Consider the following 23005-nt stretch of genomic DNA (forward strand, 5'->3'; position numbering starts at 1 on the left):
CGATGGAGCATAGGCCTAGTGCAAAGCATGCTCCGTAGCGCAAACTTCATGATCAAAAAAGGCCGCGAGAGCGGCCTTTTTCTATTTGCGCGGATAAAGCTCTTTGCGCGAATAAGGTTCGATGTCACCCTCTTTGCGGGTTTTCAGCAGCTTGAGGATCCAGGTGTACTGCTCGGGATGCGGACGGACAAACACTTCCACCTCTTCATTCATCCGGCGCGCCAGCTGACGATCGTCTGCTTCCAGCAGGTCATCCATCGGTGGACGCACATAAATCTCAAGCTTGTGCGTGTCGCTGTTATAAACCGGGAACAATGGCACCACGCGGGCACGACACACCTTCATCAGTCGACCGACTGCAGGCAATGTTGCTTTGTACGTGGCAAAGAAATCGACGAACTCGCTGTGCTCCGGGCCATGATCCTGATCGGGCAGATAGTAGCCCCAGTACCCCTGCCGAATCGAACTGATAAACGGCTTAATCCCGTCATTGCGGGCATGCAACCGGCCTCCATAACGGCGACGTGCCGTATTCCAGGCATAATCCATCAGCGGGTCGCTCTGATTATGGAACATCGCCGCCATCTTCTGCCCTTCTGACGCCAGCAACATCGCGGGGATATCCACCGCCCAGCCGTGTGGCACCAGGAAAATCACATTCTGCTGGTCAGCCATCATCTGATCGATAATGTCACGGCCGTGCCACTCAACACGCTCACGGATACTCGCCGGATCGCGCAGCACCAGCTCGGTCATCATTGCCATTGCCTGCGGTGCGGTCGCAAACATCTCATCGACCAGCGTTGCCCGCTGCGCTTCACTCAGTTCCGGCAGACAATAATAGAGGTTAATCAGTGCACGGCGACGTGCACCCTTTGCCAGCTTACCGGCAAAACGGCCTAAACGGCCCAGCAGCGGATCGCGCACTTTCGGCGGTAAATAAGCCAGACCCGCCAGCGCACCAATTGCCAGCCAGCTGCCCCAGTACTTAGGTTTGAGAAAAGAACGTTCAAAAACGGGAATAAATTCAGTGTTATTTTTTTTACGGGTTTCCATGCACTCGCCTCAAGCAATGACCGGCTTATGATAGTGACGACCTGAAAATTTGCAATCATCCTGCGCCAGATAGCAAAAAACCGACGGAGATGCCGTCGGTTTTTGTGCGATTTGACGAAATTCGCTTACTTCAGACCCAGCTGAGGCAACCAGGCTTTCACCTGCGCCATATAATCACTGCGATCTTTGCCGGTCAGACCTTCCATGCGCGGCAGTTTCGCCGTTAATGGGTTAACCGCCTGATTGTTGATCCAGATTTCGAAATGCAGATGCGGGCCGGTAGAGCGTCCGGTATTACCTGACAGCCCGATACGGTCGCCACGCTTCACTTTCTCACCGGGTTTCACCAGCACTTTCTTCATGTGCATATAGCGGGTCATATACTGACGGCCATGACGGATAGCCACATAGTTACCCGCAGCGCCGCCGTTCTTCGCCACGACAACCTCACCATCCCCGACTGCCAGCACGGGCGTACCGATTGGCAGCGCAAAGTCGACGCCTTTATGCGGCGCAATGCGACCGGTCACCGGATTAAGACGACGCGGATTAAAGTTCGATGAGACACGATACTGCTTAACCGTCGGGAAACGCATAAAGCCGCGCGCCAGACCGGAGCCGTTGCGATCGTAGAACTTGCCATCTTCAGCGCGGAAGGCGTAATAGTCTTTCCCGCCGCTACGCAGGCGCACACCCAGCAACTGGCTCTGTGCACTCTTACCCTCCAGCATTTCGCGTGACATCAGAACGCTGAACTGGTCTCCCGCACGCAGTTTGCGGAAGTCCATCTGCCACTGCATCGCTTTAATGACGGCGCTGGCTTCGGCACTGCTCAATCCCGCCCGCATGGCGCTGGCGGCAAAACTGCCGCGCACTTCACCCTGCATTACGCTGTTGCGCCATTCACCCTTCTGCATCTCCGCTTCCATCTTAAAGCCACCCGATGGGGTGCGCTCATAGGTGCGGGTTTCGCGGCGGGAAATTTCCCAGCTCAGGGTTTTCAGGCCGCCATCATCATCCAGCGTCCAGCTCAGTTGCTGACCCACCTGCAGATTACGCAGATCCCGGTCGCTTACCACCAGCGCGTTAATGTCGCTGATGTCGATGCCATACTGATTCAGTGCGCTGCTCAGGGTATCGCCGGATGAGACGGTGTAGTCGTGAACCCCAGCCGTTTCCGGCGCGTCGGTGTCCACATCGTCCGCTGGCAGCTCTTCGTCCGGTTCCGGTGTGCTTTGATCGATCGGCTCACTGGCTTCCGGCAACAGCGTGCGGAAGGTGTTCTTATCCAGCTCAATGTTTTTAACGATGGGCGTCACATCATCCGTGGGATGATAAACGTAAGGCCGCCAGACAGCGACGGCCAGAGTGACGACAGTTAACGATCCCAGCATTACGCGGTGGGGGCGCGGCAAATTATTAAATGCGAGGGCGACAGAGCGGGCTATCTGCTGCACTTTTACCTATTCCTCATGCTCCATTCAGGCAGCTTTCATACTGGCTCGACAGTTGTGAGAGGAATTTCACATAGCTGTCTTTGGCTAAGCTGATGTCTGTGCCCAGAGGATCGAGTGTGCCTTTACGCACCTGCGTTCCACGGGAGACAGCATCGATGACTGCTGGCCTGAATTGTGGCTCAGCAAAGACGCAGACCGCCTTTTGCTCAACCAACTGTGTTCGTATCTGGTGTAAACGCTGAGCGCCCGGTTGAATTTCAGGATTGACGGTAAAGTGCCCGGTGGGCGAAAGACCGTAGTGCTTTTCAAAGTACGTGTAAGCGTCGTGAAAAACGAAATATCCTTTATTTTTAACCGGAGCAAGTTGTGCGCTAACGCGTTTGTCCGTGTCCGCCAAAGCTACCTCAAACTGCTGGAGGTTGGCGTCAAGTTTGGCTTTATCTTGCGGCATAAGTTCCAATAATTTTCCATGGATTGCAACCGCGGTTTTGCGCGCAATCTCTGGCGACAACCACAGGTGCATATTAAACTCGCCGTGATGATGGTGATGAGCATCTGCGTCCTGATCTTCGGATTTTTCCGCTGCATGTTCCTCTTCATCTTCACCACCGCTAATCAATAACGGTTTTACCCCGTCGATGTTCACCATGGCGAGGTTTTTTTGGGCTGGAAGTTCGGCTGCAGATTTCGCCATAAAGGCTTCCATTTCAGGCCCGACCCAGACAACTAAGTCCGCGTTTTTTAAGCGTTTTGCATCAGAAGGTCGCAGGGAGTAATCGTGTTCAGATGCCCCGTCCGGCAGCAGCACTTCTACCGGCGTGACGCCATCGGCGATGGCCGCAGCGATAAAACCTACCGGTTTGAGTGAAGCCACGACATTTGCCTGGACAGGAAGGGTTAATAAAGCTGAAACAGTTAAAGCCCCTAAGGCGAAAATTGCGCCCTTTTTATTGTGTAACATATTGCGTCATTCCATCGTGACCATGAGGTGGAGTGTGATATTATAACATTCGAAATTCTGTGCAACCTGTAAATACTATGACCTCACTTGTCACACTCGATAACGTTTCGATAAAGTTTAACCAGCGCAATGTGCTGTCTGGCGTCAGCCTGACCCTGCAGCCTGGTCGCATCCTCACTCTGCTGGGTCCCAACGGTGCCGGTAAATCAACACTGGTGCGTGTGGTGCTTGGCCTGCTTGCCCCGACGTCCGGTTCCGTTCAGCGTGATCCCGGCCTGCGTATTGGTTATGTCCCTCAGAAGCTGCACATCGATCCTACTCTGCCGGTAACAGTAGAGCGTTTTATGCGCCTGACGCGTGGCAGTAAAAACGCGGAGATTCTGCCGGCCCTGAAACGGGTGCAGGCGGGCCACCTGCTTCATTCGCCGCTGCAAAAACTGTCGGGTGGGGAAACTCAGCGTGTGCTGCTGGCCCGCGCGCTGCTGAATCAGCCTCAGCTGCTGGTGCTTGATGAGCCAACGCAGGGTGTGGATGTGAACGGTCAGGTTGCGCTGTATGACCTTATTAATCAGTTACGCGTGGAACTGAACTGCGCCGTGATGATGGTCTCCCACGATCTGCATCTGGTCATGGCAAAAACTGACGAAGTGCTGTGCCTTAACCACCACATCTGCTGTTCCGGTACCCCGGAAGCGGTCTCGCAACATCCGGAATTCATCGCGATGTTTGGCCCGCGTGGCGCAGAAGAGCTGGCGATTTACCGTCATCATCATAATCACCGTCACGACCTTCAGGGACGTATCGTTTTACGCAAAGGACAGGGTTCATCATGATTGAGTTGCTATTACCGGGCTGGATAGGCGGTGTGATGTTAGCGCTGGCTGCCGGTCCGCTGGGTTCGTTTGTGGTCTGGCGCAAGATGTCCTATTTCGGCGATACCCTGGCGCACGCCTCTCTGCTCGGGGTGGCATTTGGCCTGCTGTTAAATGTGAATCCTTACTATGCGGTGATTCTGGTCACGGTATGCCTGGCGCTAGGCCTGGTCTGGCTGGAGCGTCGTCCGCATCTGGCTATTGATACCCTGCTGGGCATTATGGCGCACAGTGCGCTGTCGCTGGGTCTGGTGGTGGTCAGCCTGATGAAGAACGTGCGCGTCGATCTGATGGCGTATCTGTTTGGCGACCTGCTGGCGGTCACACCCGACGATCTCTGGATGATGGGTGGCGGCGTGGTGATCGTGCTGCTGGTGATGGCGTGGCAGTGGCGGTCGTTGCTGTCGATGACCATCAGCCCGGAGCTGGCGCAGGTCGATGGCGTCAATATCCAGCGTACCCGGTTGGTTCTGATGCTGGTCACGGCGCTGACAATTGGGGTAGCGATGAAGTTTGTCGGTGCGCTGATCATCACCTCACTGCTGATTATCCCGGCGGCGACCGCACGCCGTTTCGTGCGCTCACCGGAAGGCATGGCGGGCGTCGCGGTGGTCATCGGTGTGATTGCCGTCACCGGCGGTCTGACCTTCTCCGCGTTCTACGACACGCCTGCCGGGCCGTCGGTTGTGCTCTGCGCTGCCATCCTGTTTATCTTCAGCATGGTACGCAAACCGGCCATGTAGTTACTCTTCGCGCGTCATACCGAAGTGACGATAAGCATGCTGCGTGGCCATCCGGCCACGTGGTGTGCGCTGAATGAAGCCCTGCTGAATCAGGAAGGGTTCAATCACATCTTCAATGGTTTCCCGCTCTTCACCAATGGCAGCAGCCAGGTTGTCCAGCCCCACCGGCCCACCCATAAATTTGTCGATGATCGCCAGCAGCAGTTTACGGTCCATATAATCGAACCCTTCGCTGTCAACGTTAAGCATATCCAGCGCGCTGCAGGAGACTTCACCGCTGAGATCACCGTTTGCCCGCACTTCTGCGAAGTCACGAACGCGACGCAGCAGGCGGTTGGCGATACGCGGTGTGCCGCGTGCGCGACGGGCGATCTCTAATGCCCCTTCATCACTCAGCGCCAGGCCCAGACAGGCGGCACTGCGACCCACGATATGCTGCAGATCTTTAACCTGATAGAACTCCAGACGCTGCACAATGCCAAAACGGTCGCGCAGCGGCGAGGTCAGCGAGCCAGCACGCGTGGTGGCACCAATCAGCGTAAACGGCGGCAGATCGAGTTTGATTGAACGCGCAGCCGGGCCTTCACCAATCATGATATCCAGCTGATAATCTTCCATCGCCGGGTAGAGTATCTCTTCCACTACTGGTGAGAGGCGATGGATTTCATCGATAAACAGGACGTCATGGGGCTCAAGGTTGGTCAGCATCGCCGCCAGATCGCCCGCCTTCTCCAGCACCGGACCGGATGTGGTGCGCAGATTGACGCCCATCTCATTGGCCACGATGTTGGCCAGAGTGGTTTTACCCAGCCCTGGTGGACCGAAGATCAACAGATGATCGAGCGCATCGCCGCGCAGTTGCGCTGCCTTGATGAATATTTCCATCTGCTCACGCACCTGCGGCTGACCGACATATTCGGTCAGCATCTTCGGGCGAATCGCGCGGTCAATAACCTCTTCTTCGCTGATACTGGCAGCGGAGATCAGGCGGTCGGCTTCTATCATGACTTACCTCAAATGGCGGCGCGTAGCGCTTCGCGGATCAGGGTTTCGCAATCCGCATCCGGTCGACCGACTTTACTGATCATACGGCTCGCTTCCTGCGGTTTATAACCCAGTGAAACCAGCGCTGCAACCGCTTCGGATTCCGCATCATTGGTTTCCGGCTCGGCGCTCGGCGTGGTGAGCGTAAACGCAGAATCGCCGCCAAACAGGTCGCCGTGCATCCCTTTGAAGCGGTCCTTCATCTCGACCACCAGTCGCTCAGCCGTCTTCTTGCCCACACCGGGCAGTTTAACGAGTGATGCGATCTCTTCTTTCTCGACGGCAGTCACAAACTGCTGCGCCGACATGCCGGAGAGGATCGCCAGCGCCAGCTTGGGCCCGACGCCATTCACTTTAATCAGTTCGCGAAACAGCGCGCGCTCCTGCTTGCTGTTAAAACCAAACAGCAACTGCGCATCTTCACGCACCACAAAATGGGTAAAAATCACCGCTTCGTGCTGAAGTTCAGGTAACTCATAAAAACAGGTCATGGGCATGTAAATTTCATAGCCGACGCCGTGTGCCTCAAGCAGCACCAGTGGCGGCTGCTTTTCCAGAATATTGCCCCGTAAACGACCTATCACCTGAATGCTTCCTTAACTAAAGAATGTGGCGGATTTTATAACATAAAAAAGGCTGGATGAATATCCAGCCTGAGAGTGAGACCTGAGCGATAAGCGCTAACCTGAGCGCAATCGTCCGCGCGTCAGCACCAGCTTGCTGTCACTCATGCGCGCCGCGTTTTGGGCCACGTGACAATGAGTGATGGCTATCGCCAGGGCATCGGCGGCATCCGCCTGCGGGTTTGCGGGCAGCTTCAGCAGGGTTCGCACCATGTGCTGCACCTGACTTTTCTCGGCGCTGCCGATGCCAACCACGGTCTGTTTCACCTGACGGGCGGCATACTCAAACACCGGCAGATCGTGGTTAACCGCGGCAACAATGGCGGCACCGCGCGCCTGGCCAAGCTTCAGCGCCGAGTCGGCATTCTTCGCCATAAACACCTGTTCAATGGCGAAGAAATCGGGTGAAAACTGCGTGATGATTTCGCAGACGCCCGCATAAATCAGCTTCAGACGGGCGGGCAACTCGGTGGTATTGGTGCGGATACAGCCGCTGCCCAGATAGGTGAGCTGGCGGCCAGTCTGACGAATAACACCATAACCGGTGATGCGTGAGCCGGGATCAATTCCCAGGATAATCGACATTACGCCTCTCCGGTTAACAGGGCGACAGACGCCATTACAGCGTTTCCGCCACCTCGTCGGAGATCTCACCGTTGTGATAAACCTCCTGCACATCGTCGCAATCTTCCAGCATGTCGATCAGACGCAGCAGTTTTGGTGCGGTTTCCGCATCCATTTCGGCTTTGGTCGTCGGGATCATCGCCACTTCTGCTGTATCCGCTTTCAGACCAAGTGCTTCCAGTGCATCACGCACCGTGCCCATCTCTTCCCATGCGGTGAAAACATCAATCGCGCCGTCGTCATAGGTGACAACGTCTTCGCCGCCCGCTTCCAGGGCCGCTTCCATTACCGCATCTTCATCCTGACCTGGCGCAAAAGAGATCACGCCTTTCTTGTTGAACAGGTAAGCCACGGATCCGTCAGTACCCAGGTTGCCACCGGTTTTGGTAAAGGCGTGACGCACTTCACCCACGGTACGGTTACGGTTGTCACTGAGGCATTCAATCATGATGGCTGAACCGCCTGGACCATAACCTTCATAAATGATGGTTTCCATGTTGGCGTTGTCATCGCCGCCCACACCGCGCGCGATAGCGCGATCCATGGTGTCGCGGGTCATGTTGTTCGCCAGCGCTTTATCCATCGCGGCACGCAGACGCGGGTTTGAGCCCGGATCACCACCGCCCAGCTTGGCCGCTGTCACCAGTTCACGAATGATTTTGGTGAAGATTTTGCCGCGCTTAGCATCCTGCGCCGCCTTACGGTGTTTGGTGTTTGCCCACTTACTGTGTCCTGCCATTTTAACGTTTCTCCGATCTTTTACAGGGTGCAGGCTATCCTGGCTGCGAGCCTGTTTACCGTCGGTGCTTACACCGTTTTTAAAAACCCGTGTACCCGCTTTGGGCGAGCATCGCGCATGATCATCACGTACAACAGTATGCTGATGACTTCACGCGGGTGGTAAACAACGTCGCAGCGTAGATGATGCCTGGCTGTTCAATATATTGGTGAAGTCCTGTTAAAACTCACCAGATTCATAAAATTTAATCTATCCGCCGCCGGAATACCGGGCGATGGCGAGCATTCAGATAAATTCTTCAATTGCCTGGCGGTTACTCCATGATCGGGTTAATGCTGCAGCGTCAGCAGGTGCCAGCCAGCGAAACGCCAGATGCTCCGTGAGCGTCACATCGCGCTCTTCCGGCAGTTGCAGGCGAAACCAGTGCTCGTGATTATGGGTGACATCAGGCGCATAGCGATGGCGGAAATGGGGAAAGATTTCAAAGTCGATTTGACGATGACAATCCTCCACCTCCAGCTGCTCAGTCAGCACGTCAATGCCGACCTCCTCATTCACTTCACGACACGCGGTCGCCAGCGGTGACTCCCCCGTTTCCAGGCTGCCGGTAACCGACTGCCAGAATGAGGGATCGTCACGCCGCTGCAGCATCAACACCCGGCCAGTATCGCGCGCCGAAATAACCACCAGCACTGAAACCGGGTGTTTATAGCCCATTATTTAATCTCAGGCTTTTCTTTTTTAATGACCTGAATGCCCAGTTCCAGCAGAGAAGCCGGGTTCGCTTCGCTTGGCGCTTCGGTCATCATGCAGGCTGCCGCCGTGGTTTTCGGGAACGCAATAACGTCACGAATGTTGTCGGTGCCGGTCAGCAGCATGGTCAGGCGATCCAGACCAAACGCCAGGCCCGCATGCGGTGGTGTACCGAATTTAAGCGCATCCAGCAGGAAGCCAAACTTCTCGCGCTGCTCGTGCTCTTCAATACCCAGAATGCTGAACACCGTCTGCTGCATTTTGCCGTTGTGGATACGCACTGAACCGCCGCCCACTTCATAACCGTTGATCACCATGTCGTAGGCATTCGCCACGGCACGGGTTGGATCCGCAGCCAGCTCTTCTGCGCTCATCTCTTTTGGTGCAGTGAACGGATGGTGCATCGCAGCCAGACCGCCTTCCTCGTCCTCTTCGAACATCGGGAAGTCGATCACCCACAGCGGTGCCCAGGCTTTTTCATCGGTGATGTTCAGCTCGCGACCCACTTTCAGGCGCAACGCACCCAGTGCATCCGCGACCACCTTGGCGCGATCGGCACCAAAGAAGATGATGTCGCCATCCTGCGCGCCGGTGCGGCTCAGAATGCTTTCGACGATCTCTGCATTCAGGAACTTGGCAACCGGACTCTGCACGCCCTCCAGGCCGTCCGCGCGGACGTTAACTTTCATCCACGCCAGGCCTTTCGCGCCGTAAATTTCTACGAACTTGCCATATTCATCAATCTGCTTACGGCTCAGCTGCGCACCAGTTGGCACACGCAGTGCCGCAACACGGCCTTTTTCATCGTTAGCCGGGCCAGAGAAGACCTGGAACTCCACATTTTTCAGCAGGTCACCTACGTCCACCAGCTCCATCGGGTTACGCAGATCCGGCTTATCAGAACCGTAACGATGCATCGCTTCCGCAAAGGTCATCTGCGGGAACTCGCCGAGATCAACGCCCTGCACGTCCTGCCACAGATTGCGGATTAAACGCTCCATGATTTCACGCACCTGCGGCGCGGTCATAAAGGAGGTTTCAACGTCGATCTGGGTAAATTCGGGCTGACGATCGGCGCGTAAATCTTCATCACGGAAGCATTTAACGATCTGATAGTAGCGGTCAAAACCCGACATCATCAGCAGCTGTTTGAACAGCTGCGGTGACTGCGGCAGCGCGTAGAACTTGCCTTTATGAACCCGGCTAGGCACCAGATAGTCACGCGCGCCTTCTGGCGTCGCTTTGGTCAGCATCGGGGTTTCGATATCCAGGAACCCTTCGTCATCCATAAAGCGACGGACAAAGCTGGTGATTTTTGCGCGGGTTTTCAGACGCGTCACCATCTCAGGACGACGCAGATCCAGATAGCGGTATTTCAGGCGCGCTTCTTCGCTGTTGGTCTGATTAGAGTCCAGCGGCAGTGGCTCAGAGCGGTTGATGATGGTCAGCGCCTGGGCAAACACTTCGACTTCGCCGGTCGCCATGTCGCTGTTTTTATTCTTCTCATCACGCGCACGCACGGTGCCGGTGATCTGGATGCAGAATTCGTTACGCAGTTCAGAAGCCAGCTTAAATGCGTCCTGACGATCGGGATCGAAAAACACCTGCACGATGCCTTCACGGTCGCGCATGTCGATAAAAATCAAACTGCCCAGATCGCGACGGCGGTTTACCCAGCCGCAAAGCGTGACTTGCTGACCTACATGAGACAGATTGAGCTGTCCGCAATATTCTGTACGCATAACACTATCCTTTTAACTTCGCCGCTGCAGCTGACAGCATCCGGCCGCGTTACCTGTTGCGATGCTGTCGCAAAAATGGCGGTCATTATAATGGAAAAAGCCAGGCAGGATAAGCAGATCCACGCCAAAGCACCGATTTCCTGTGTGCATTTGCCCACCTGACCGAACATAGAAGATAATGGGGCATCTTAACCCATCGCCAGGAGCGCGCGTGACACTTCGTATTGGCCTGCCCCAGTGGGGGCATTCACACTGGAAACGCTGGGGTATCACGAGCCTGGCGGACTATGCCCGATACTTCCATTGTGTAGAGGGAAACACCACGCTTTATGCGCTGCCTGATACCGAAACGGTGATGCGCTGGCGCGATATGACGCATGATGCGTTTCGCTTCTGCTTTAAGTTTCCCAACACCATCAGCCATCAGGCGGCGCTACAGCACAGTGACGACCTGCTGACCGATTTCCTGCGCCTGATGGAGCCGCTGGCCGATCGCATCGGTCAGTACTGGCTGCAGCTGCCTGCCAGCTTCTCTCCGGCGCAGATCGCCGATCTGTGGCGCTTTCTGGATAGTTTGCCGCGTCGTTTTCACTACGGCGTCGAAGTCCGCCATCCCGCTTTCTTTGCCAAAGGTGACGCAGAGCGGGCGCTGAATCGCGGATTGCTTGAGCGCGGCATCAATCGCGTCATGCTGGACAGCCGCCCGGTTCACGCCTCCACCTCGCAAAGCCCGGCAGCGCTGGTGGCCCGTGCTCAGAAGCCTAAAGTGCCGCCTCATGCCTTACGAACCGGCTCGCAGCCAATGGTCCGTTTTATCGGCAGCGACAGTGTGGAAGAGACCGTGCCGCTATTTCAGATCTGGCGTGACAAGCTCTCGCAATGGCAGCAACAGGGCGACGCCATGTTGTTTCTGCATACGCCCGATATGGGTCAGGTGTTTCCGCTGGTGCAGGCGCTATGGCCGCAGCTGCAGCAGATCGATCCGGCTATTGGCAATGGACCCGACTGGCCGCAACAGACATCACTGTTTTGATCACTGCACAGGACAGCGTGCTGTACGCTGGATAGAATAGCTACTTTACGGATGGATACCGGAGTGACAATGATTAGCGCGTTATACGTCGTACTGGGTGCATTGCTGGTAATGAAATTTACAATGGACGTGGTGCGTTACCGCCGTTTCTATCGCGTGGCGTATGGCGATGGCGGCTATCACGACCTGAAAATGGCGATTCGCATTCACGGCAATGCCATCGAAACTATCCCGCTGGCGCTGTTGCTGCTGGTGATGATGGAGATGAATGGCGCCGATATCTGGATGGTGCATCTCACTGGCCTGCTCTTTTTCATCAGCCGGTTACTCCATGCCTGGGGTTTACGCAGCAGCGCCATGGCTGGCCGTAAATATGGCATGCTGCTGACGCTGTTTTCCCTGTGCGGCATGGTCATTTTTAATCTTATTTATCTGCCGTGGGAACTGGTGCTGACACTCCATTAAGTCGCCCTGGGTTAAGGGGTGCAGGCCGCCCCACTTTCTGCGAGAATAGCGCCCTTTCCGTCGTCTCTTCGGATTTTCGATATGTCTGACCGCGATCAACTCTTCTCAGCGCCCATTGCAAAACTGGGCGACTGGACTTTTGACGAGCGCGTAGCTGAAGTCTTTCCAGACATGATTCAGCGCTCGGTGCCGGGCTACTCCAACATCATTTCGATGATTGGCATGCTGGCAGAACGTTTTGTTACGCCCGACAGCACGGTTTATGACCTGGGCTGCTCGCTGGGCGCCGCCACCCTCTCGGTGCGCCGCAATATTCATGTCCCGGGTTGCCAGATCATCGCAGTGGATAACTCCCCGGCGATGGTGGAGCGTTGCCGTCGTCATCTGGATGCGTTTCGCGCTGATACGCCGGTGACGGTGCTGGAAGCGGATATCCGTGATATTGACATAGAAAACGCCTCGCTGGTGGTGCTTAACTTTACGCTGCAGTTTCTGGAGCCACCCGCACGTCTGGCTCTGCTGGAAAAAATCTGGCAGGGACTTAAACCCGGTGGCGCGCTGGTGCTGTCGGAGAAATTCAGTTTTGAAGATGCCGAAGTCGGTGAACTGTTGTTCAACATGCACCATGACTTCAAGCGCGCCAACGGCTACAGCGAACTGGAAATCAGCCAGAAACGTAGCATGCTGGAAAATGTGATGCTGACTGACAGCGTCGAAGCCCATAAAGCCCGCCTGAAACAGGCCGGTTTCTCGCACGCCGAACTCTGGTTCCAGTGCTTTAATTTTGGATCTCTGGTGGCGTTGAAATGATCGACTTTGGCCGTTTTTATCAGCAAATTGCCGTAGGTCCACTGGCGAAGTGGCTGGAAGTTTTACCGGCGCAAATCAGCGAGTGGCAGCGTGAAAACCTGCATGGGCACTTCCGTGACTGGTACAAGTCGCTGGAGTATCTGCCGCTGCTGGAGCCGCAAAAGCTCGACCTGCTGCATAGCGTCACCGCCGACCGCGATGACATCAGCGATCGTCATCGTCAGGGCATTGAGAAATTACTGCGTAACCTGATGCCATGGCGCAAAGGGCCCTATTTCCTCTATGGCACCCATATCAACACTGAGTGGCGTTCTGACTGGAAATGGGAGCGTGTCCTGCCGCATATATCCTCGCTGGCGGGCCGGACGGTGCTGGATATTGGCTGTGGCAGCGGTTATCACATGTGGCGAATGATTGGTGCGGGTGCGCATCTGGTGGTCGGCATTGATCCGATGCAGCTCTTCCTGGTGCAGTTTGAAGCCGTGCGTAAGCTGCTCAACGATGATCGCCGGGCGCACATGCTGCCGCTGGGTATTGAACAGTTACCGGCGTTACAGGCATTTGATACCGTATTTTCGATGGGTGTGCTCTACCATCGCCGTTCCCCGCTGGATCACCTGTTACAGCTGAAAAATCAGCTGGTGAGCGGCGGTGAACTGGTGCTGGAGACGCTGGTCATTGAGGGCGATGTGAATCAGGTGCTGGTGCCCGGTGAGCGCTATGCGCAGATGCGCAACGTCTTCTTTATCCCCTCCGCCGAGGCGCTGAAAAGCTGGCTGGAGAAAAGCGGCTTTGTCGATGTACGGATTGTCGATTTCGCCCTGACCACCACCGAAGAACAACGTCGGACAGACTGGATGACCAGCGAGTCGCTGGCGGAATTCCTCGATCCCGATGATCCGAGCAAAACGGTTGAGGGCTATCCGGCTCCGCTGCGCGCCGTGCTGGTCGCCACCAAACCTTAAATCTCAGCGGCGAGACAACGCCAGTTTCGCCGCAAATCCAATAAACACGCAGCCGGTCAGGCGATCCATCACCTTTAATACCCGCGGTTTTTGCAGATGACCCGCAAAATAGTGACTGCCGCCGATTAACACGGCATTCCATATCAGCCCCAGCAGCATGTGTGCCAGCGCCATCAGCGTACACCAGAGCGCCACGGACGCCCCGGCCGGAATAAACTGTGGCAGGAAGGTGACGTAAAACACGCCCACTTTTGGATTCAGCAGATTCCCCATCAACCCCCGACTGAAGCAGGCCAGATAACCCTGCGACCTGGCAGGCTGTTCGTCCACGATGAGCGGTTGCTGACGCGGTTTAAGCAGTAGCCTGATACCGAGCCAGAGCAGCCAGGCCGCCCCCATCCACTTCAGCAGGTTGTATGCAATTTCAGAGGCCAGCAATAGCGCACCCAGCCCCAGGCCTACCGCCACTCCCCAGATCAGACAGCCCAGCGTCACGCCGAGCGCGGTGGCGCAGGCGCGCTGCCAGCCCTGCGCGATAGCGGTTCGCAGCACCAGTGCGGTGTCAAATCCGGGTGTGAGCGTCAGAATGGTTATCGCAAGCAGAAATGAAAAGAGCATTGCGCTCATCATGATTTCTCCGTTATCTCCTGGGTGTTCACGCAGCTTAACAGCTCCGGTGACCGCAATCCTTCATCAACTGTCACTCTTCCCGGATTGTGCCAGACTGGATCAGGTTGATTCATTCATATCAGGGAGTTTTGATTATGAGTAAATTTATTTTTTCCTCACCCCGTAAATATGTACAGGGCGCAGGAGTGCTGGACGAGCTGGGAACGTATCTGACTGAACTGGGCGATCAGGCTTTTCTGGTGGCTGACAACACGGTCTGGACGTTGATTGGCGAACGGACGCAACACGCCCTGCATTCCGCTGGCGTGACATTCAGCTGGCAGCAATTCAATGGCGAAGCCTCCAGTAATGAGATTTCCCGACTCAGTGCGCTCGCAAAAAGTCAGGGCTGTAATGTGATTGTCGGCCTGGGCGGGGGAAAAACGCTGGATACGGTTAAAGCGGTGGCGGATGAACTTAAACTGCCGGTGGCTATCGTGCCAACCATTGCGTCCACCGATGCGCCCTGTAGCGCCCTGTCGGTCATCTATTCTGACAGCGGTGTATTCGAGAGCTATCGCTTTTACAGCAAAAATCCAGATTTGGTGCTCGTGGACACGGCAGTCTGCGCCAGTGCGCCAGCACGGCTATTTGCATCAGGCATTGCAGATGGACTGGCGACCTGGGTTGAAGCGCAGGCCGTGGCACGTTCGCATGCGAAATCAATGGTTAACGGTGATCCGACACTTGCCGGGCTGGCCATTGCCCGAGCCTGTGAAGAAACGCTTCTTACATGGGGTTACAGCGCCTATGTTGCCGTTTCCGAAAAACGGGTAACGCCAGCGGTGGAAGCGGTCGTTGAGGCCAATACGCTGCTCTCGGGACTGGGGTTTGAGAACGGTGGTCTGGCAGCCGCTCACGCGATTCATAATGGTTTTACCGCCATCGATGGCGATATCCACCATCTGACTCATGGCGAGAAAGTTGCCTATGGCACGCTGACGCAGATGGTGCTTGAGAAGCGTACGGATGAGGATATTGCGCGCTATATACGCTTTTATCGCTCAATCAATATGCCAACCACACTCCGGGAGCTGCATCTGGAAAATGAAAACTGGGAGAATCTGGTGAAAGTGGGGGCGCTGGCAAACAGTGAGGGAGATACGCTGAAAAACCTCAACCCACACCTGTCACCCGAAGATATCGCAAATGCCCTGCTGGCACTGGATGCCTTTAGTCAGACCGTAAAATAGGTCAGGAGCGGGCGATCACCCGATCGCCTGTTACTCTTCTGCCGCAGGCTGGTTCCAGTACTCATATTTGTAAGCCGAACTGAGGTGGCGCTCGATAGTGCCACGCGTAAAGATCTCGGTCTCATGCAGATAGCTGAGTGTACAGTTGCCGACCTCATCCCATGACTGGCACTCATCAACCGACCGGATGGTGCTGAGCGGTGTGGTCTCGGTGCCGTTAAGTCGTACTTCACGCCATTGAGGATCATAGGTGTATTCGTCGGTGCCTCTTGCAGATGTGGTGCGCGTGACCAGACCTTTTGGGTTCCAGTGATAGTGAAATTCACCGTTGGTCAGCGGATCGCTACCGCGCGCCACGCTCTTCTCCAGCCGTAGCTGGGGATCATAGCGATAGGTGATGTCGGTAAAGCCGCTTTTCCCCATGCTGGTAAATCTATCAGAGGCGCTGGTAATCGTGCCATGCCGGCCTTTCTGCCAGTTAATCGTTCCCTGTCGATTATCCACGACGACTTCCTTACCTTCTTTCAGCACTTTGACCAGATAGGCGTATTCCGCCACCCAGCCGCCCTGCACTCTGGCGATATGTTGCTCCATGCTGAGAATCACATTACGTTCGCTTTTATCGTAGCTGACGTCGGCGACGGTCAGATCGCCGCAGGCGTCAAATTGCCCCAGCACCCGCTTTTGCGAGTTCACATCTTTGCCAAACTCGCCCGCAATCACCTGCTTCACAGCGCCTTTCGCGTTTCCCCCCAGCAGAATAAGGTTATTGCTGTTTGCAACGGCCGCATTATTCGGGCTGCAGGCGCTGGCCGCTGCGCTTTCAGTCCAGGCAGTCAGCATCAGGCTTAAAACAAGAATCTGATTGCGTTTCATAGGGTAATTTCCAGGCGACGTTGCTTTCAGTGTAAACGCTGTGGTGATAAACAGCGCCAATCTTTGACGATTCCGGCCTGCAGTGCTTTAAATGATGAGAGAGGTGAAAAGGCACAAACGTCAGATATCATCTCCCCCTCACATCATGACAATGCCAGAGAACCCCGGAATAAGGTCACTGCACTTGAGAGGGCTTCAGACAAAAAGAACCCCAGCAAGAATACTGGGGTTTGGTACTTGCAAACACCACGTCAAGAATCGGCGTGCTGCGCGGCAAAATCTGTTGTGATTCAGGCGACCCGAACGGTGCTCATCTGCATCACACTTTTCATCGCCTCAACGACATCGCCGTCTACACAGTAGCGGCTGAACTCATCGCTTTCGGCTTCAGAACACATGGAGACCCCCGCTTTGCGGTAGCGCATCGGCGACACCATCAGGCGACTTGCCGAGCTGTGAACTTCATCAATCCCCATGTCGAGAAACTTTTGCAGGTTGCTGAGACGAACCCCGGCACCCGCCATAATAATAGGACCGGTGCTGGCCTCATTTAGTTCCCTGAGGAGTGCAATTCCGTTTTCAGCACTGTGTTGCTGACCGGATGTCAGAATGCGCGCCACCCCCAAATCTGTTAATTCTTCCAGCGCTCGCTTAGGGCTGTGGCACAGATCGAAGGCGCGATGGAACGTCACTGACAGGCCGTCACACAGCGCCATAATCTGCCGCATCTGACCATGATGGATATGCGCGTCCTCATCAAGCATCCCAATGACCAGCCCCGGAAAACCCAGTTCGCGTATCAACGCCACATCCGATTTCATCGCTTCAAACTCGCGCGCGGTATAACAAAAGTCACCACCCCGTGGCCGGACAATAGGATGAACCGGGATTGAAACCTCGCGCCGGGCGGCATTCAGCATTCCTGCCGATGGGGTCAGACCACCCTCACGCGGTGCGGCACAAAGTTCAACCCGATCGGCGCCCGCCTGTTGTGCGGTCACGGCGCAATCCACGCCATAGCAGCAAATTTCCAGTGTGGTCATTCTCTTCTCCTTTACATGACTCTGGTTCAAGGCAGATTCATCAGTTAGTCTGGCTGCTGATATGAGTTTACCGGGAAAGTTAACTATGGCATTCAATTTCGACCAACGGATAGACCGTCGTCACAGCGATAGCCTTAAATGGAACAAATATGCGGACCAGGACATTCTGCCGTTGTGGGTGGCAGATACCGATTTCCGATCGCCTGACTGCGTTATCGATGCGATCAAAACCCGCGCCGGGCATGGCATTTTCGGCTATGGCGATACGCCGGTAGCGTTTCTCGACAGCGCAGTTGCGTGGCTCGCCTCACGCTATCAGTGGCACGTCAATCCGGAATGGATTGTGGTTTTACCCGGCGTGGTGAGTGGACTGAATCTCGCCGTGCGTGCCTTCACTGCGTCGGACGAGCTGACGATTTCTCCCACGCCGATCTATCCACCGTTTCGCGGGGCGGCAAAACTGGCAGAGCGAGGTCAGATCAATGTGCCTGTCACGTTGCAACAGGGGCGCTGGCTGCTGGATCTGGATGCAGCCGAAGAACAGACTGGGGGTAAAGAACGGCTGTTAATGCTGTGTAACCCGCAGAATCCGGGCGGCACGGTCTATCGCCAGGACGAACTACAGGCGCAGCTGGAATTCGCCCGGAAACACAATCTGATTGTCTGTTCCGACGAGATCCACAGCGATTTGCTACTGGAACCGGGCGTGCAGCACATTCCGTTTGCTTCGCTAAGTGAGGATGCGGCCCAGCGAAGTGTCACGCTGATGTCGCCCTCCAAGAGTTTCAATATCGCCGGTCTGGGTGCGTCCATCGCCATCATACCGAATGCTGAACTGCGCGCGCGCTTTAACCGGGTGCGACGCGGCATTGTGCCGGATGTAGATATTCTGGCCATCACCGCAGCAGCAGCAGCCTGGCGCGAAGGTGAGCCCTGGCTGAAGGCACAGAATGCTTACCTGCGCAGTAACCGGGACTGGCTGGTATCTCAGGTCAATAAAATGCCCGGTCTGTCAGTTGCCACGCCGGAAGCAACCTACCTGGCCTGGATTGATGCCAGCGCGCTGGGTGTGGCCAGTCCTGCCCTCTATTTTGAGAAGCACGGACTGGGCTTAACCGCCGGACGTGAGTTCGGCAACGACCAGTTTGTCCGGCTCAATTTCGGCTGTACCCGAGCGCTACTGGACGAGGCGGTTGCCCGACTGAAACGCGCCGTGGCTGCCCGCATTTAGTGCTGCTCACTGGCGACAATTTCCTCCAGTCGCCACGGATGAAACTTGATGGTTGTCTGCCCGTCCGTCACCGCCAGGGTCGGATTAGGCAGACGCTCATTCTCGCCCTGCGGTGAGCTGGTTTTAAAGGAAATGCCGGGCTGCGTCAGTGCCTCATCAGACAATAATGCCATCGCGCGCATGCCCAGCGTTCGATGATCGCCACGTAACACCACTTCAATGTGCTCCCAGCCTTCATGGCGATAACGCTTCTCACCCGGCCACGGCAGCTCAACCACATCGATCTCTCTGCCCGCCACAACCAGTGGATCATGTAGTTTAAACAGGCAAATCTGCCGTCCGTTAATCATCGTCGCGGAAAACTGCGTACCCATCTGCTGCAGGCCTTGCTGCCAGCGGATCGCCGTCGTGTCCTGATGACAACGCACCGAAATATGGTCCACTTCAAGATCGTTAAGGCGCAAACCAAGTTGCTGCGCAAAACTTTGCAACGATTTTTCAAAACGCCTTAAATCTGTCCTTAAATCGTCCAATTCTGTCGGAAAAGATCGCTCTGACACCGTAAATCCTCTCAATTTGTTTAGCATTTATAAACAGTCTCGTTTATGGAGCGCCGCGTGCCTGACGTCACATAATGATAAGATTCATCTTATTTGGACTGAAATTTAACGCAAAACCTCATAATAACATCTTTCATTTCGGATTTATCTCCTGTTTAGGGCCATAAGTTCCTTGATGAAATTGAGTTAACTATATGATTATAATCAACTTCTTTAATACAATAAGATAAGTCTCAATTGACTGATAAACAATTGCAGCATTCTCTGCCTTCCTATAAATTTGACCTAACACAAACAAAAGGAATGGCTATATGTCTATGCTCATCGTTGTCGCTGTACTGATCGCACTGATGGGATTCGCAATTGCGCGCCACTGGAAGGTGCTTGAAGATAAAAGCGTAAAGAACCCACGTCGTCATCTGCGACGTCGTTAACGCCTCCGGGAAACATCTTCTTCAGCTCTGTTTCCCCGCTTCATCCAACTGCTGACGCCCATCCACATTTCACGTATACTTTTCCCCTCATTTTTTTCCATTTTGTCTGCCCCATCCGTTTCTGCCCCGCCGTAACGCGATGTGCTCAGGCAAGATGATGACAGCCCGGTTTAGCAGTCCAGGGCGTTGTTCAGCTTATGAAGGTAACTCGGTGAATATTCAGGCACTTCTTTCCGCAAAAGTCAGTCAGGCAATGGTTTTAGCCGGCGCACCCGCCGATTGCGAACCACAGGTTCGTCAGTCTGCACGGGTTCAGTTTGGAGACTATCAGGCCAACGGCATTATGGCCGTGGCGAAAAAGCTGGGACAGGCACCGCGACAATTAGCGGAAGCGGTGATTCAGCACCTCGACCTGACCGGCATCGCCAGCAAGGTTGAAATTGCCGGGCCGGGTTTCATTAATATTTTCCTTGACCACAACTGGCTGGCAACACACGCCCGTCAGGCACTTAGCCTGCCGCGTCTTGGCGTGCAGCTGGCTGAGCCGCAGATCATCGTGGTCGACTATTCCGCCCCTAATGTTGCAAAAGAGATGCACGTCGGTCACGTCCGCTCCACCATCATTGGTGATGCGGCGGTGCGTACGCTGGAGTTTCTCGGCCATAACGTTATCCGCGCTAACCACGTTGGCGACTGGGGTACGCAGTTCGGCATGTTGATCGCGTTCCTTGAAAAGCAGCAGAATGAAGATCACGCAGAGATGGCGCTGGCCGACCTCGAAGGCTTCTACCGTGAAGCAAAACGCACTTATGATGAAGATCCTGAGTTTGCCGAGCGTGCGCGCAGCTATGTCGTGAAACTTCAGGGTGGCGATGAATATTGCCGCCAGATGTGGAAGAAGCTGGTCGACATCACCATGAGTCAGAACCAGAAAATCTACGACCGCATGAACGTGACGCTGACGCGCAACGATGTCATGGGTGAAAGTCTTTATAACGACATGCTGCCCGGCATTGTTTCCGACCTGAAACAGAAAGGCTTAGCGGTCGAGAGCGAAGGCGCAACCGTGGTGTTCCTGGATGAATTCCAGAACAAAGAGGGTGAGCCGATGGGCGTCATCATCCAGAAAAAGGATGGTGGCTACCTCTACACCACCACGGACATCGCCTGTGCGAAATATCGTTATGAAACGCTGAAAGCCGATCGCGTACTCTATTACATCGATTCACGTCAGCATCAGCATCTGGTGCAGGCATGGACGATTGTCCGTAAAGCGGGTTATGTGCCGGAGTCTGTGCCGCTGGAGCACCATGCATTCGGCATGATGCTGGGCAAAGATGGACGACCATTTAAAACACGTAGCGGCGGTACTATTAAACTCTCTGATCTGCTGGATGAAGCCTATCAGCGTGCCTACTCGCTGGTGCGTGAGAAGAACCCGGAGATGAGCGAAGCGGAAGTGAAAACCCTGGCGGAAGTGGTGGGGATCAGTGCTGTCAAATATGCTGATCTGTCAAAAAGCCGCACCACCGACTACATCTTCGACTGGGATAACATGCTGGCGTTTGAAGGCAATACCGCGCCTTACATGCAGTATGCCTATACCCGTGTGCTTTCCGTGTTCCGTAAAGCGGGCATTAATGCCGATTCGCTGGATGCAGAGATTGTGATCAGTGAAGAGCGCGAAGCACAGCTGGCCACGCGTTTGCTACAGTTCGAAGAGGTCATTACTCAGGTCGCTCGCGACGGCACGCCACATGTGATGTGTGCCTATCTCTACGATCTGGCCGGTCTGTTCTCCGGCTTCTACGAGCACTGCCCGATTCTCAGCGCAGAATCAGACGCAACGCGCCTGAGCCGTCTGCAGCTGGCCGCGCTGACGGCGAAGACGCTGAAGCAGGGTCTGGATACTCTGGGTATCGACACCGTCGAGCGCATGTAACCTGTAAAACGGAGAGGGATTTCCCTCTCCGTTGCTGTTCCCAGTTATCCGCTCTGAACGCCCCCCAAATTTCCGCAGCAGGATGGTGTTATGTCTGTCGCCGCGCACCTTATCAGCAGTCATCTTCCCACCATAAAGCAATTGCAGTGCTTTCTGGCTGTTGCGCACGAGCTAAATTTTCGCCGGGCCGCAGAACGCCTCAGCATGACGCAGCCGCCGCTCACCCGTCAGGTTCAAAGCCTGGAAGATCTGCTCGGTCAGCCGCTGTTCAGCCGAACGACTCATGAGGTGATGCTCACCGATGCTGGCCGTGCGCTGGTTGCAAAAGCAGAAGCGATTCTTACCGCGCTGAATAGCCTAAAGCAGCCTGCTGCTGTGCGACCACGTATCGGACTGACCCGCACGCTCAACTTTGAATTAATGGCACCGCTTAACCGGCAGCTCGCCAGTTTCCATGCCAGCGATGAAATGGAGATGCCCAGCCTGACCTCCGCTCAACTGCTGCAAAGCCTGGCCAAAAACAGCCTGGATTTAATTCTCACTGGCGAAAAAGGTCCTGAAGCGGAAACCCTGGTTCAGTACACCTGGGTTTACCGTGAACCGTTGCTGCTCGCTATGCCGTCAACGCACCCTGCCAGTCTGGCAGGAGAAAAGGTCGCACTGGAGGCGCTGGCCGACCTGCCGCTGTTCTGGTTTGCGCGCAGTGCCAATCCGCAGTTTTACGATAAATGCGAACGCTACTTTGCGACGCTCAACGTCACGTTAAAACGAATAAGAGAGCCGGATGATTCTCTGCTGATGCTGTCGCACATTGCCAGAGGCAAAGGATTCGCCCTGATGCCGCAGTCAAAATGTACCTTTAACCAGACAGGACTCTGTTATCGCCCGCTGACTGAAAGCGCGGCGCGGCAATTGACGATTGATGTTTATGCGGCCATTCGCGCCAATGAAAAAAATGCGGCAGTGCTGAATGCGCTGAGCGTGCTTTCACAGTCGGCTGATCACGACGCTCACCCGCATTCATCGGACTGAGTCGCCGCCCTCTTACGTCGCGCTGCCTGTGGCTGATGATGCGCGGTTCCGCCCGCTCCTGTGTTGTCCCCGGTCTTACCTTTCCTGATACCTTTTTTGCATGACGAAAAGAGCAATTCATTGCCTTCACGCGGGGTG

General features: G+C 55.1%; 24 protein-coding genes. 11 read left to right on the forward strand and 13 right to left on the reverse strand.

Features of this window, described 5'->3' with window-relative positions; genetic code table 11:
- Positions 1 to 81 precede the first annotated feature (81 nt).
- From lpxM to znuA, 3 genes are all read right to left on the reverse strand, one after another.
- Positions 82 to 1056, reverse strand: a complete 975-nt coding sequence (lpxM, locus tag H7K52_RS06795) for a lauroyl-Kdo(2)-lipid IV(A) myristoyltransferase (protein WP_008925360.1) — start codon at positions 1054 to 1056, stop codon at positions 82 to 84.
- Positions 1057 to 1181: 125 nt separating this feature from the next.
- Positions 1182 to 2513 carry a murein DD-endopeptidase MepM gene (gene mepM / locus H7K52_RS06800; protein ID WP_078804487.1) on the reverse strand — a complete coding sequence of 444 codons (1332 nt, stop codon included), beginning with the start codon at positions 2511 to 2513 and terminating at the stop codon, positions 1182 to 1184.
- A 13-nt stretch (positions 2514 to 2526) separates the two neighbouring features.
- Positions 2527 to 3474: a zinc ABC transporter substrate-binding protein ZnuA gene (gene znuA, locus H7K52_RS06805; protein ID WP_140033328.1), complete on the reverse strand. Its 948-nt coding sequence runs from the start codon at positions 3472 to 3474 to the stop codon at positions 2527 to 2529.
- Positions 3475 to 3551: 77 nt separating this feature from the next.
- Here znuA and znuC point away from each other — a divergent pair, with 77 nt between their 5' ends.
- Positions 3552 to 4307: a zinc ABC transporter ATP-binding protein ZnuC gene (znuC, locus tag H7K52_RS06810; protein WP_110411337.1), complete on the forward strand. Its 756-nt coding sequence runs from the start codon at positions 3552 to 3554 to the stop codon at positions 4305 to 4307.
- Entirely contained in the window at positions 4304 to 5089 is a 786-nt protein-coding gene (gene znuB / locus H7K52_RS06815; RefSeq protein WP_003849211.1) for a zinc ABC transporter permease subunit ZnuB, read from the forward strand. Before znuC ends, znuB begins: the two co-directional genes overlap by 4 nt.
- On the opposite strand, the gene ruvB is transcribed toward znuB, so the two are convergent.
- The 6 genes from ruvB to aspS form a co-directional block, all read right to left on the reverse strand.
- Entirely contained in the window at positions 5090 to 6094 is a 1005-nt protein-coding gene (gene ruvB, locus H7K52_RS06820) for a Holliday junction branch migration DNA helicase RuvB (protein WP_003849208.1), read from the reverse strand.
- A gap of 8 nt (positions 6095 to 6102) precedes the next feature.
- Positions 6103 to 6717: a Holliday junction branch migration protein RuvA gene (ruvA, locus tag H7K52_RS06825; protein ID WP_003849207.1), complete on the reverse strand. Its 615-nt coding sequence runs from the start codon at positions 6715 to 6717 to the stop codon at positions 6103 to 6105.
- Between the two features lie 96 nt (positions 6718 to 6813).
- Positions 6814 to 7341 carry a crossover junction endodeoxyribonuclease RuvC gene (ruvC, locus tag H7K52_RS06830; protein ID WP_003849205.1) on the reverse strand — a complete coding sequence of 176 codons (528 nt, stop codon included), beginning with the start codon at positions 7339 to 7341 and terminating at the stop codon, positions 6814 to 6816.
- 34 nt (positions 7342 to 7375) lie between these two features.
- A complete protein-coding gene (locus H7K52_RS06835) occupies positions 7376 to 8119 on the reverse strand; it encodes a YebC/PmpR family DNA-binding transcriptional regulator (protein WP_003849201.1) in 744 nt (247 codons plus the stop codon).
- A 285-nt stretch (positions 8120 to 8404) separates the two neighbouring features.
- Positions 8405 to 8836 carry a dihydroneopterin triphosphate diphosphatase gene (gene nudB / locus H7K52_RS06840; protein WP_003849197.1) on the reverse strand — a complete coding sequence of 144 codons (432 nt, stop codon included), beginning with the start codon at positions 8834 to 8836 and terminating at the stop codon, positions 8405 to 8407.
- Entirely contained in the window at positions 8836 to 10614 is a 1779-nt protein-coding gene (aspS, locus tag H7K52_RS06845; RefSeq protein WP_003849194.1) for an aspartate--tRNA ligase, read from the reverse strand. Before aspS ends, nudB begins: the two co-directional genes overlap by 1 nt.
- Positions 10615 to 10825: 211 nt before the next feature.
- Here aspS and H7K52_RS06850 point away from each other — a divergent pair, with 211 nt between their 5' ends.
- The 4 genes from H7K52_RS06850 to cmoB all read left to right on the forward strand — a co-directional run bounded on the left by H7K52_RS06850 (position 10826) and on the right by cmoB (position 13887).
- Positions 10826 to 11647 (forward strand): DUF72 domain-containing protein, encoded by an 822-nt coding sequence (locus tag H7K52_RS06850; RefSeq protein WP_003849190.1) that lies wholly within the window; start codon positions 10826 to 10828, stop codon positions 11645 to 11647.
- Positions 11648 to 11716: 69 nt separating this feature from the next.
- Complete coding sequence (locus tag H7K52_RS06855; RefSeq protein ID WP_003849188.1) at positions 11717 to 12112, forward strand: MAPEG family protein; 396 nt, start codon at positions 11717 to 11719, stop codon at positions 12110 to 12112.
- 81 nt (positions 12113 to 12193) lie between these two features.
- Entirely contained in the window at positions 12194 to 12922 is a 729-nt protein-coding gene (gene cmoA / locus H7K52_RS06860; RefSeq protein ID WP_003849187.1) for a carboxy-S-adenosyl-L-methionine synthase CmoA, read from the forward strand.
- On the forward strand, positions 12919 to 13887 hold the full coding sequence (cmoB, locus tag H7K52_RS06865; protein WP_039660042.1) for a tRNA 5-methoxyuridine(34)/uridine 5-oxyacetic acid(34) synthase CmoB: 969 nt from the start codon (positions 12919 to 12921) through the stop codon (positions 13885 to 13887). Before cmoA ends, cmoB begins: the two co-directional genes overlap by 4 nt.
- 3 nt (positions 13888 to 13890) lie before the next feature.
- Here cmoB and H7K52_RS06870 read toward each other — a convergent pair whose 3' ends face one another.
- Complete coding sequence (locus H7K52_RS06870; protein ID WP_003849184.1) at positions 13891 to 14514, reverse strand: LysE family translocator; 624 nt, start codon at positions 14512 to 14514, stop codon at positions 13891 to 13893.
- A 137-nt stretch (positions 14515 to 14651) separates the two neighbouring features.
- On the opposite strand from H7K52_RS06870, the gene H7K52_RS06875 reads away from it, so the two are divergent.
- Positions 14652 to 15749, forward strand: a complete 1098-nt coding sequence (locus H7K52_RS06875) for a glycerol dehydrogenase (RefSeq protein ID WP_182629858.1) — start codon at positions 14652 to 14654, stop codon at positions 15747 to 15749.
- 30 nt (positions 15750 to 15779) lie between these two features.
- On the opposite strand, the gene H7K52_RS06880 is transcribed toward H7K52_RS06875, so the two are convergent.
- Positions 15780 to 16625: a hypothetical protein gene (locus tag H7K52_RS06880; RefSeq protein ID WP_105099095.1), complete on the reverse strand. Its 846-nt coding sequence runs from the start codon at positions 16623 to 16625 to the stop codon at positions 15780 to 15782.
- 290 nt (positions 16626 to 16915) lie between these two features.
- Entirely contained in the window at positions 16916 to 17668 is a 753-nt protein-coding gene (gene cutC, locus H7K52_RS06885) for a copper homeostasis protein CutC (RefSeq protein ID WP_003849180.1), read from the reverse strand.
- An 85-nt stretch (positions 17669 to 17753) separates the two neighbouring features.
- Between cutC and H7K52_RS06890 the strand changes: the two genes are divergently transcribed.
- Positions 17754 to 18899: a MalY/PatB family protein gene (locus tag H7K52_RS06890; protein ID WP_003849179.1), complete on the forward strand. Its 1146-nt coding sequence runs from the start codon at positions 17754 to 17756 to the stop codon at positions 18897 to 18899.
- On the opposite strand, the gene H7K52_RS06895 is transcribed toward H7K52_RS06890, so the two are convergent.
- Positions 18896 to 19486, reverse strand: coding sequence for a VOC family protein (locus tag H7K52_RS06895; RefSeq protein WP_182629859.1), 591 nt, complete (start codon positions 19484 to 19486; stop codon positions 18896 to 18898). The genes H7K52_RS06890 and H7K52_RS06895 overlap by 4 nt on opposite strands.
- Before the next feature lie 284 nt (positions 19487 to 19770).
- Here H7K52_RS06895 and H7K52_RS18935 point away from each other — a divergent pair, with 284 nt between their 5' ends.
- The 3 genes from H7K52_RS18935 to H7K52_RS06905 all read left to right on the forward strand — a co-directional run bounded on the left by H7K52_RS18935 (position 19771) and on the right by H7K52_RS06905 (position 22867).
- Positions 19771 to 19893 (forward strand): hypothetical protein, encoded by a 123-nt coding sequence (locus H7K52_RS18935; protein ID WP_003849175.1) that lies wholly within the window; start codon positions 19771 to 19773, stop codon positions 19891 to 19893.
- Between the two features lie 211 nt (positions 19894 to 20104).
- Positions 20105 to 21835 (forward strand): arginine--tRNA ligase, encoded by a 1731-nt coding sequence (gene argS / locus H7K52_RS06900; protein ID WP_182629860.1) that lies wholly within the window; start codon positions 20105 to 20107, stop codon positions 21833 to 21835.
- A gap of 90 nt (positions 21836 to 21925) precedes the next feature.
- Positions 21926 to 22867, forward strand: a complete 942-nt coding sequence (locus H7K52_RS06905) for a LysR family transcriptional regulator (RefSeq protein WP_140033321.1) — start codon at positions 21926 to 21928, stop codon at positions 22865 to 22867.
- Positions 22868 to 23005 lie beyond the last annotated feature (138 nt).

This window comes from Pantoea hericii (assembly GCF_014155795.1).
Lineage (GTDB): Bacteria > Pseudomonadota > Gammaproteobacteria > Enterobacterales > Enterobacteriaceae > Pantoea > Pantoea eucalypti.

Coding starts and splice junctions, on each gene's coding strand:
- lpxM (WP_008925360.1), bottom strand. CDS start 1,056: ATGGAAACCCGTAAAAAAAATAACACTGAATTTATTCCCGTTTTTGAA.
- znuA (WP_140033328.1), bottom strand. CDS start 3,474: ATGTTACACAATAAAAAGGGCGCAATTTTCGCCTTAGGGGCTTTAACT.
- znuC (WP_110411337.1), top strand. CDS start 3,552: ATGACCTCACTTGTCACACTCGATAACGTTTCGATAAAGTTTAACCAG.
- znuB (WP_003849211.1), top strand. CDS start 4,304: ATGATTGAGTTGCTATTACCGGGCTGGATAGGCGGTGTGATGTTAGCG.
- ruvB (WP_003849208.1), bottom strand. CDS start 6,094: ATGATAGAAGCCGACCGCCTGATCTCCGCTGCCAGTATCAGCGAAGAA.
- ruvC (WP_003849205.1), bottom strand. CDS start 7,341: ATGTCGATTATCCTGGGAATTGATCCCGGCTCACGCATCACCGGTTAT.
- H7K52_RS06835 (WP_003849201.1), bottom strand. CDS start 8,119: ATGGCAGGACACAGTAAGTGGGCAAACACCAAACACCGTAAGGCGGCG.
- nudB (WP_003849197.1), bottom strand. CDS start 8,836: ATGGGCTATAAACACCCGGTTTCAGTGCTGGTGGTTATTTCGGCGCGC.
- aspS (WP_003849194.1), bottom strand. CDS start 10,614: ATGCGTACAGAATATTGCGGACAGCTCAATCTGTCTCATGTAGGTCAG.
- H7K52_RS06855 (WP_003849188.1), top strand. CDS start 11,717: ATGATTAGCGCGTTATACGTCGTACTGGGTGCATTGCTGGTAATGAAA.
- cmoA (WP_003849187.1), top strand. CDS start 12,194: ATGTCTGACCGCGATCAACTCTTCTCAGCGCCCATTGCAAAACTGGGC.
- cmoB (WP_039660042.1), top strand. CDS start 12,919: ATGATCGACTTTGGCCGTTTTTATCAGCAAATTGCCGTAGGTCCACTG.
- H7K52_RS06870 (WP_003849184.1), bottom strand. CDS start 14,514: ATGAGCGCAATGCTCTTTTCATTTCTGCTTGCGATAACCATTCTGACG.
- H7K52_RS06875 (WP_182629858.1), top strand. CDS start 14,652: ATGAGTAAATTTATTTTTTCCTCACCCCGTAAATATGTACAGGGCGCA.
- H7K52_RS06880 (WP_105099095.1), bottom strand. CDS start 16,625: ATGAAACGCAATCAGATTCTTGTTTTAAGCCTGATGCTGACTGCCTGG.
- cutC (WP_003849180.1), bottom strand. CDS start 17,668: ATGACCACACTGGAAATTTGCTGCTATGGCGTGGATTGCGCCGTGACC.
- H7K52_RS06890 (WP_003849179.1), top strand. CDS start 17,754: ATGGCATTCAATTTCGACCAACGGATAGACCGTCGTCACAGCGATAGC.
- H7K52_RS06895 (WP_182629859.1), bottom strand. CDS start 19,486: ATGCTAAACAAATTGAGAGGATTTACGGTGTCAGAGCGATCTTTTCCG.
- H7K52_RS18935 (WP_003849175.1), top strand. CDS start 19,771: ATGTCTATGCTCATCGTTGTCGCTGTACTGATCGCACTGATGGGATTC.
- H7K52_RS06905 (WP_140033321.1), top strand. CDS start 21,926: ATGTCTGTCGCCGCGCACCTTATCAGCAGTCATCTTCCCACCATAAAG.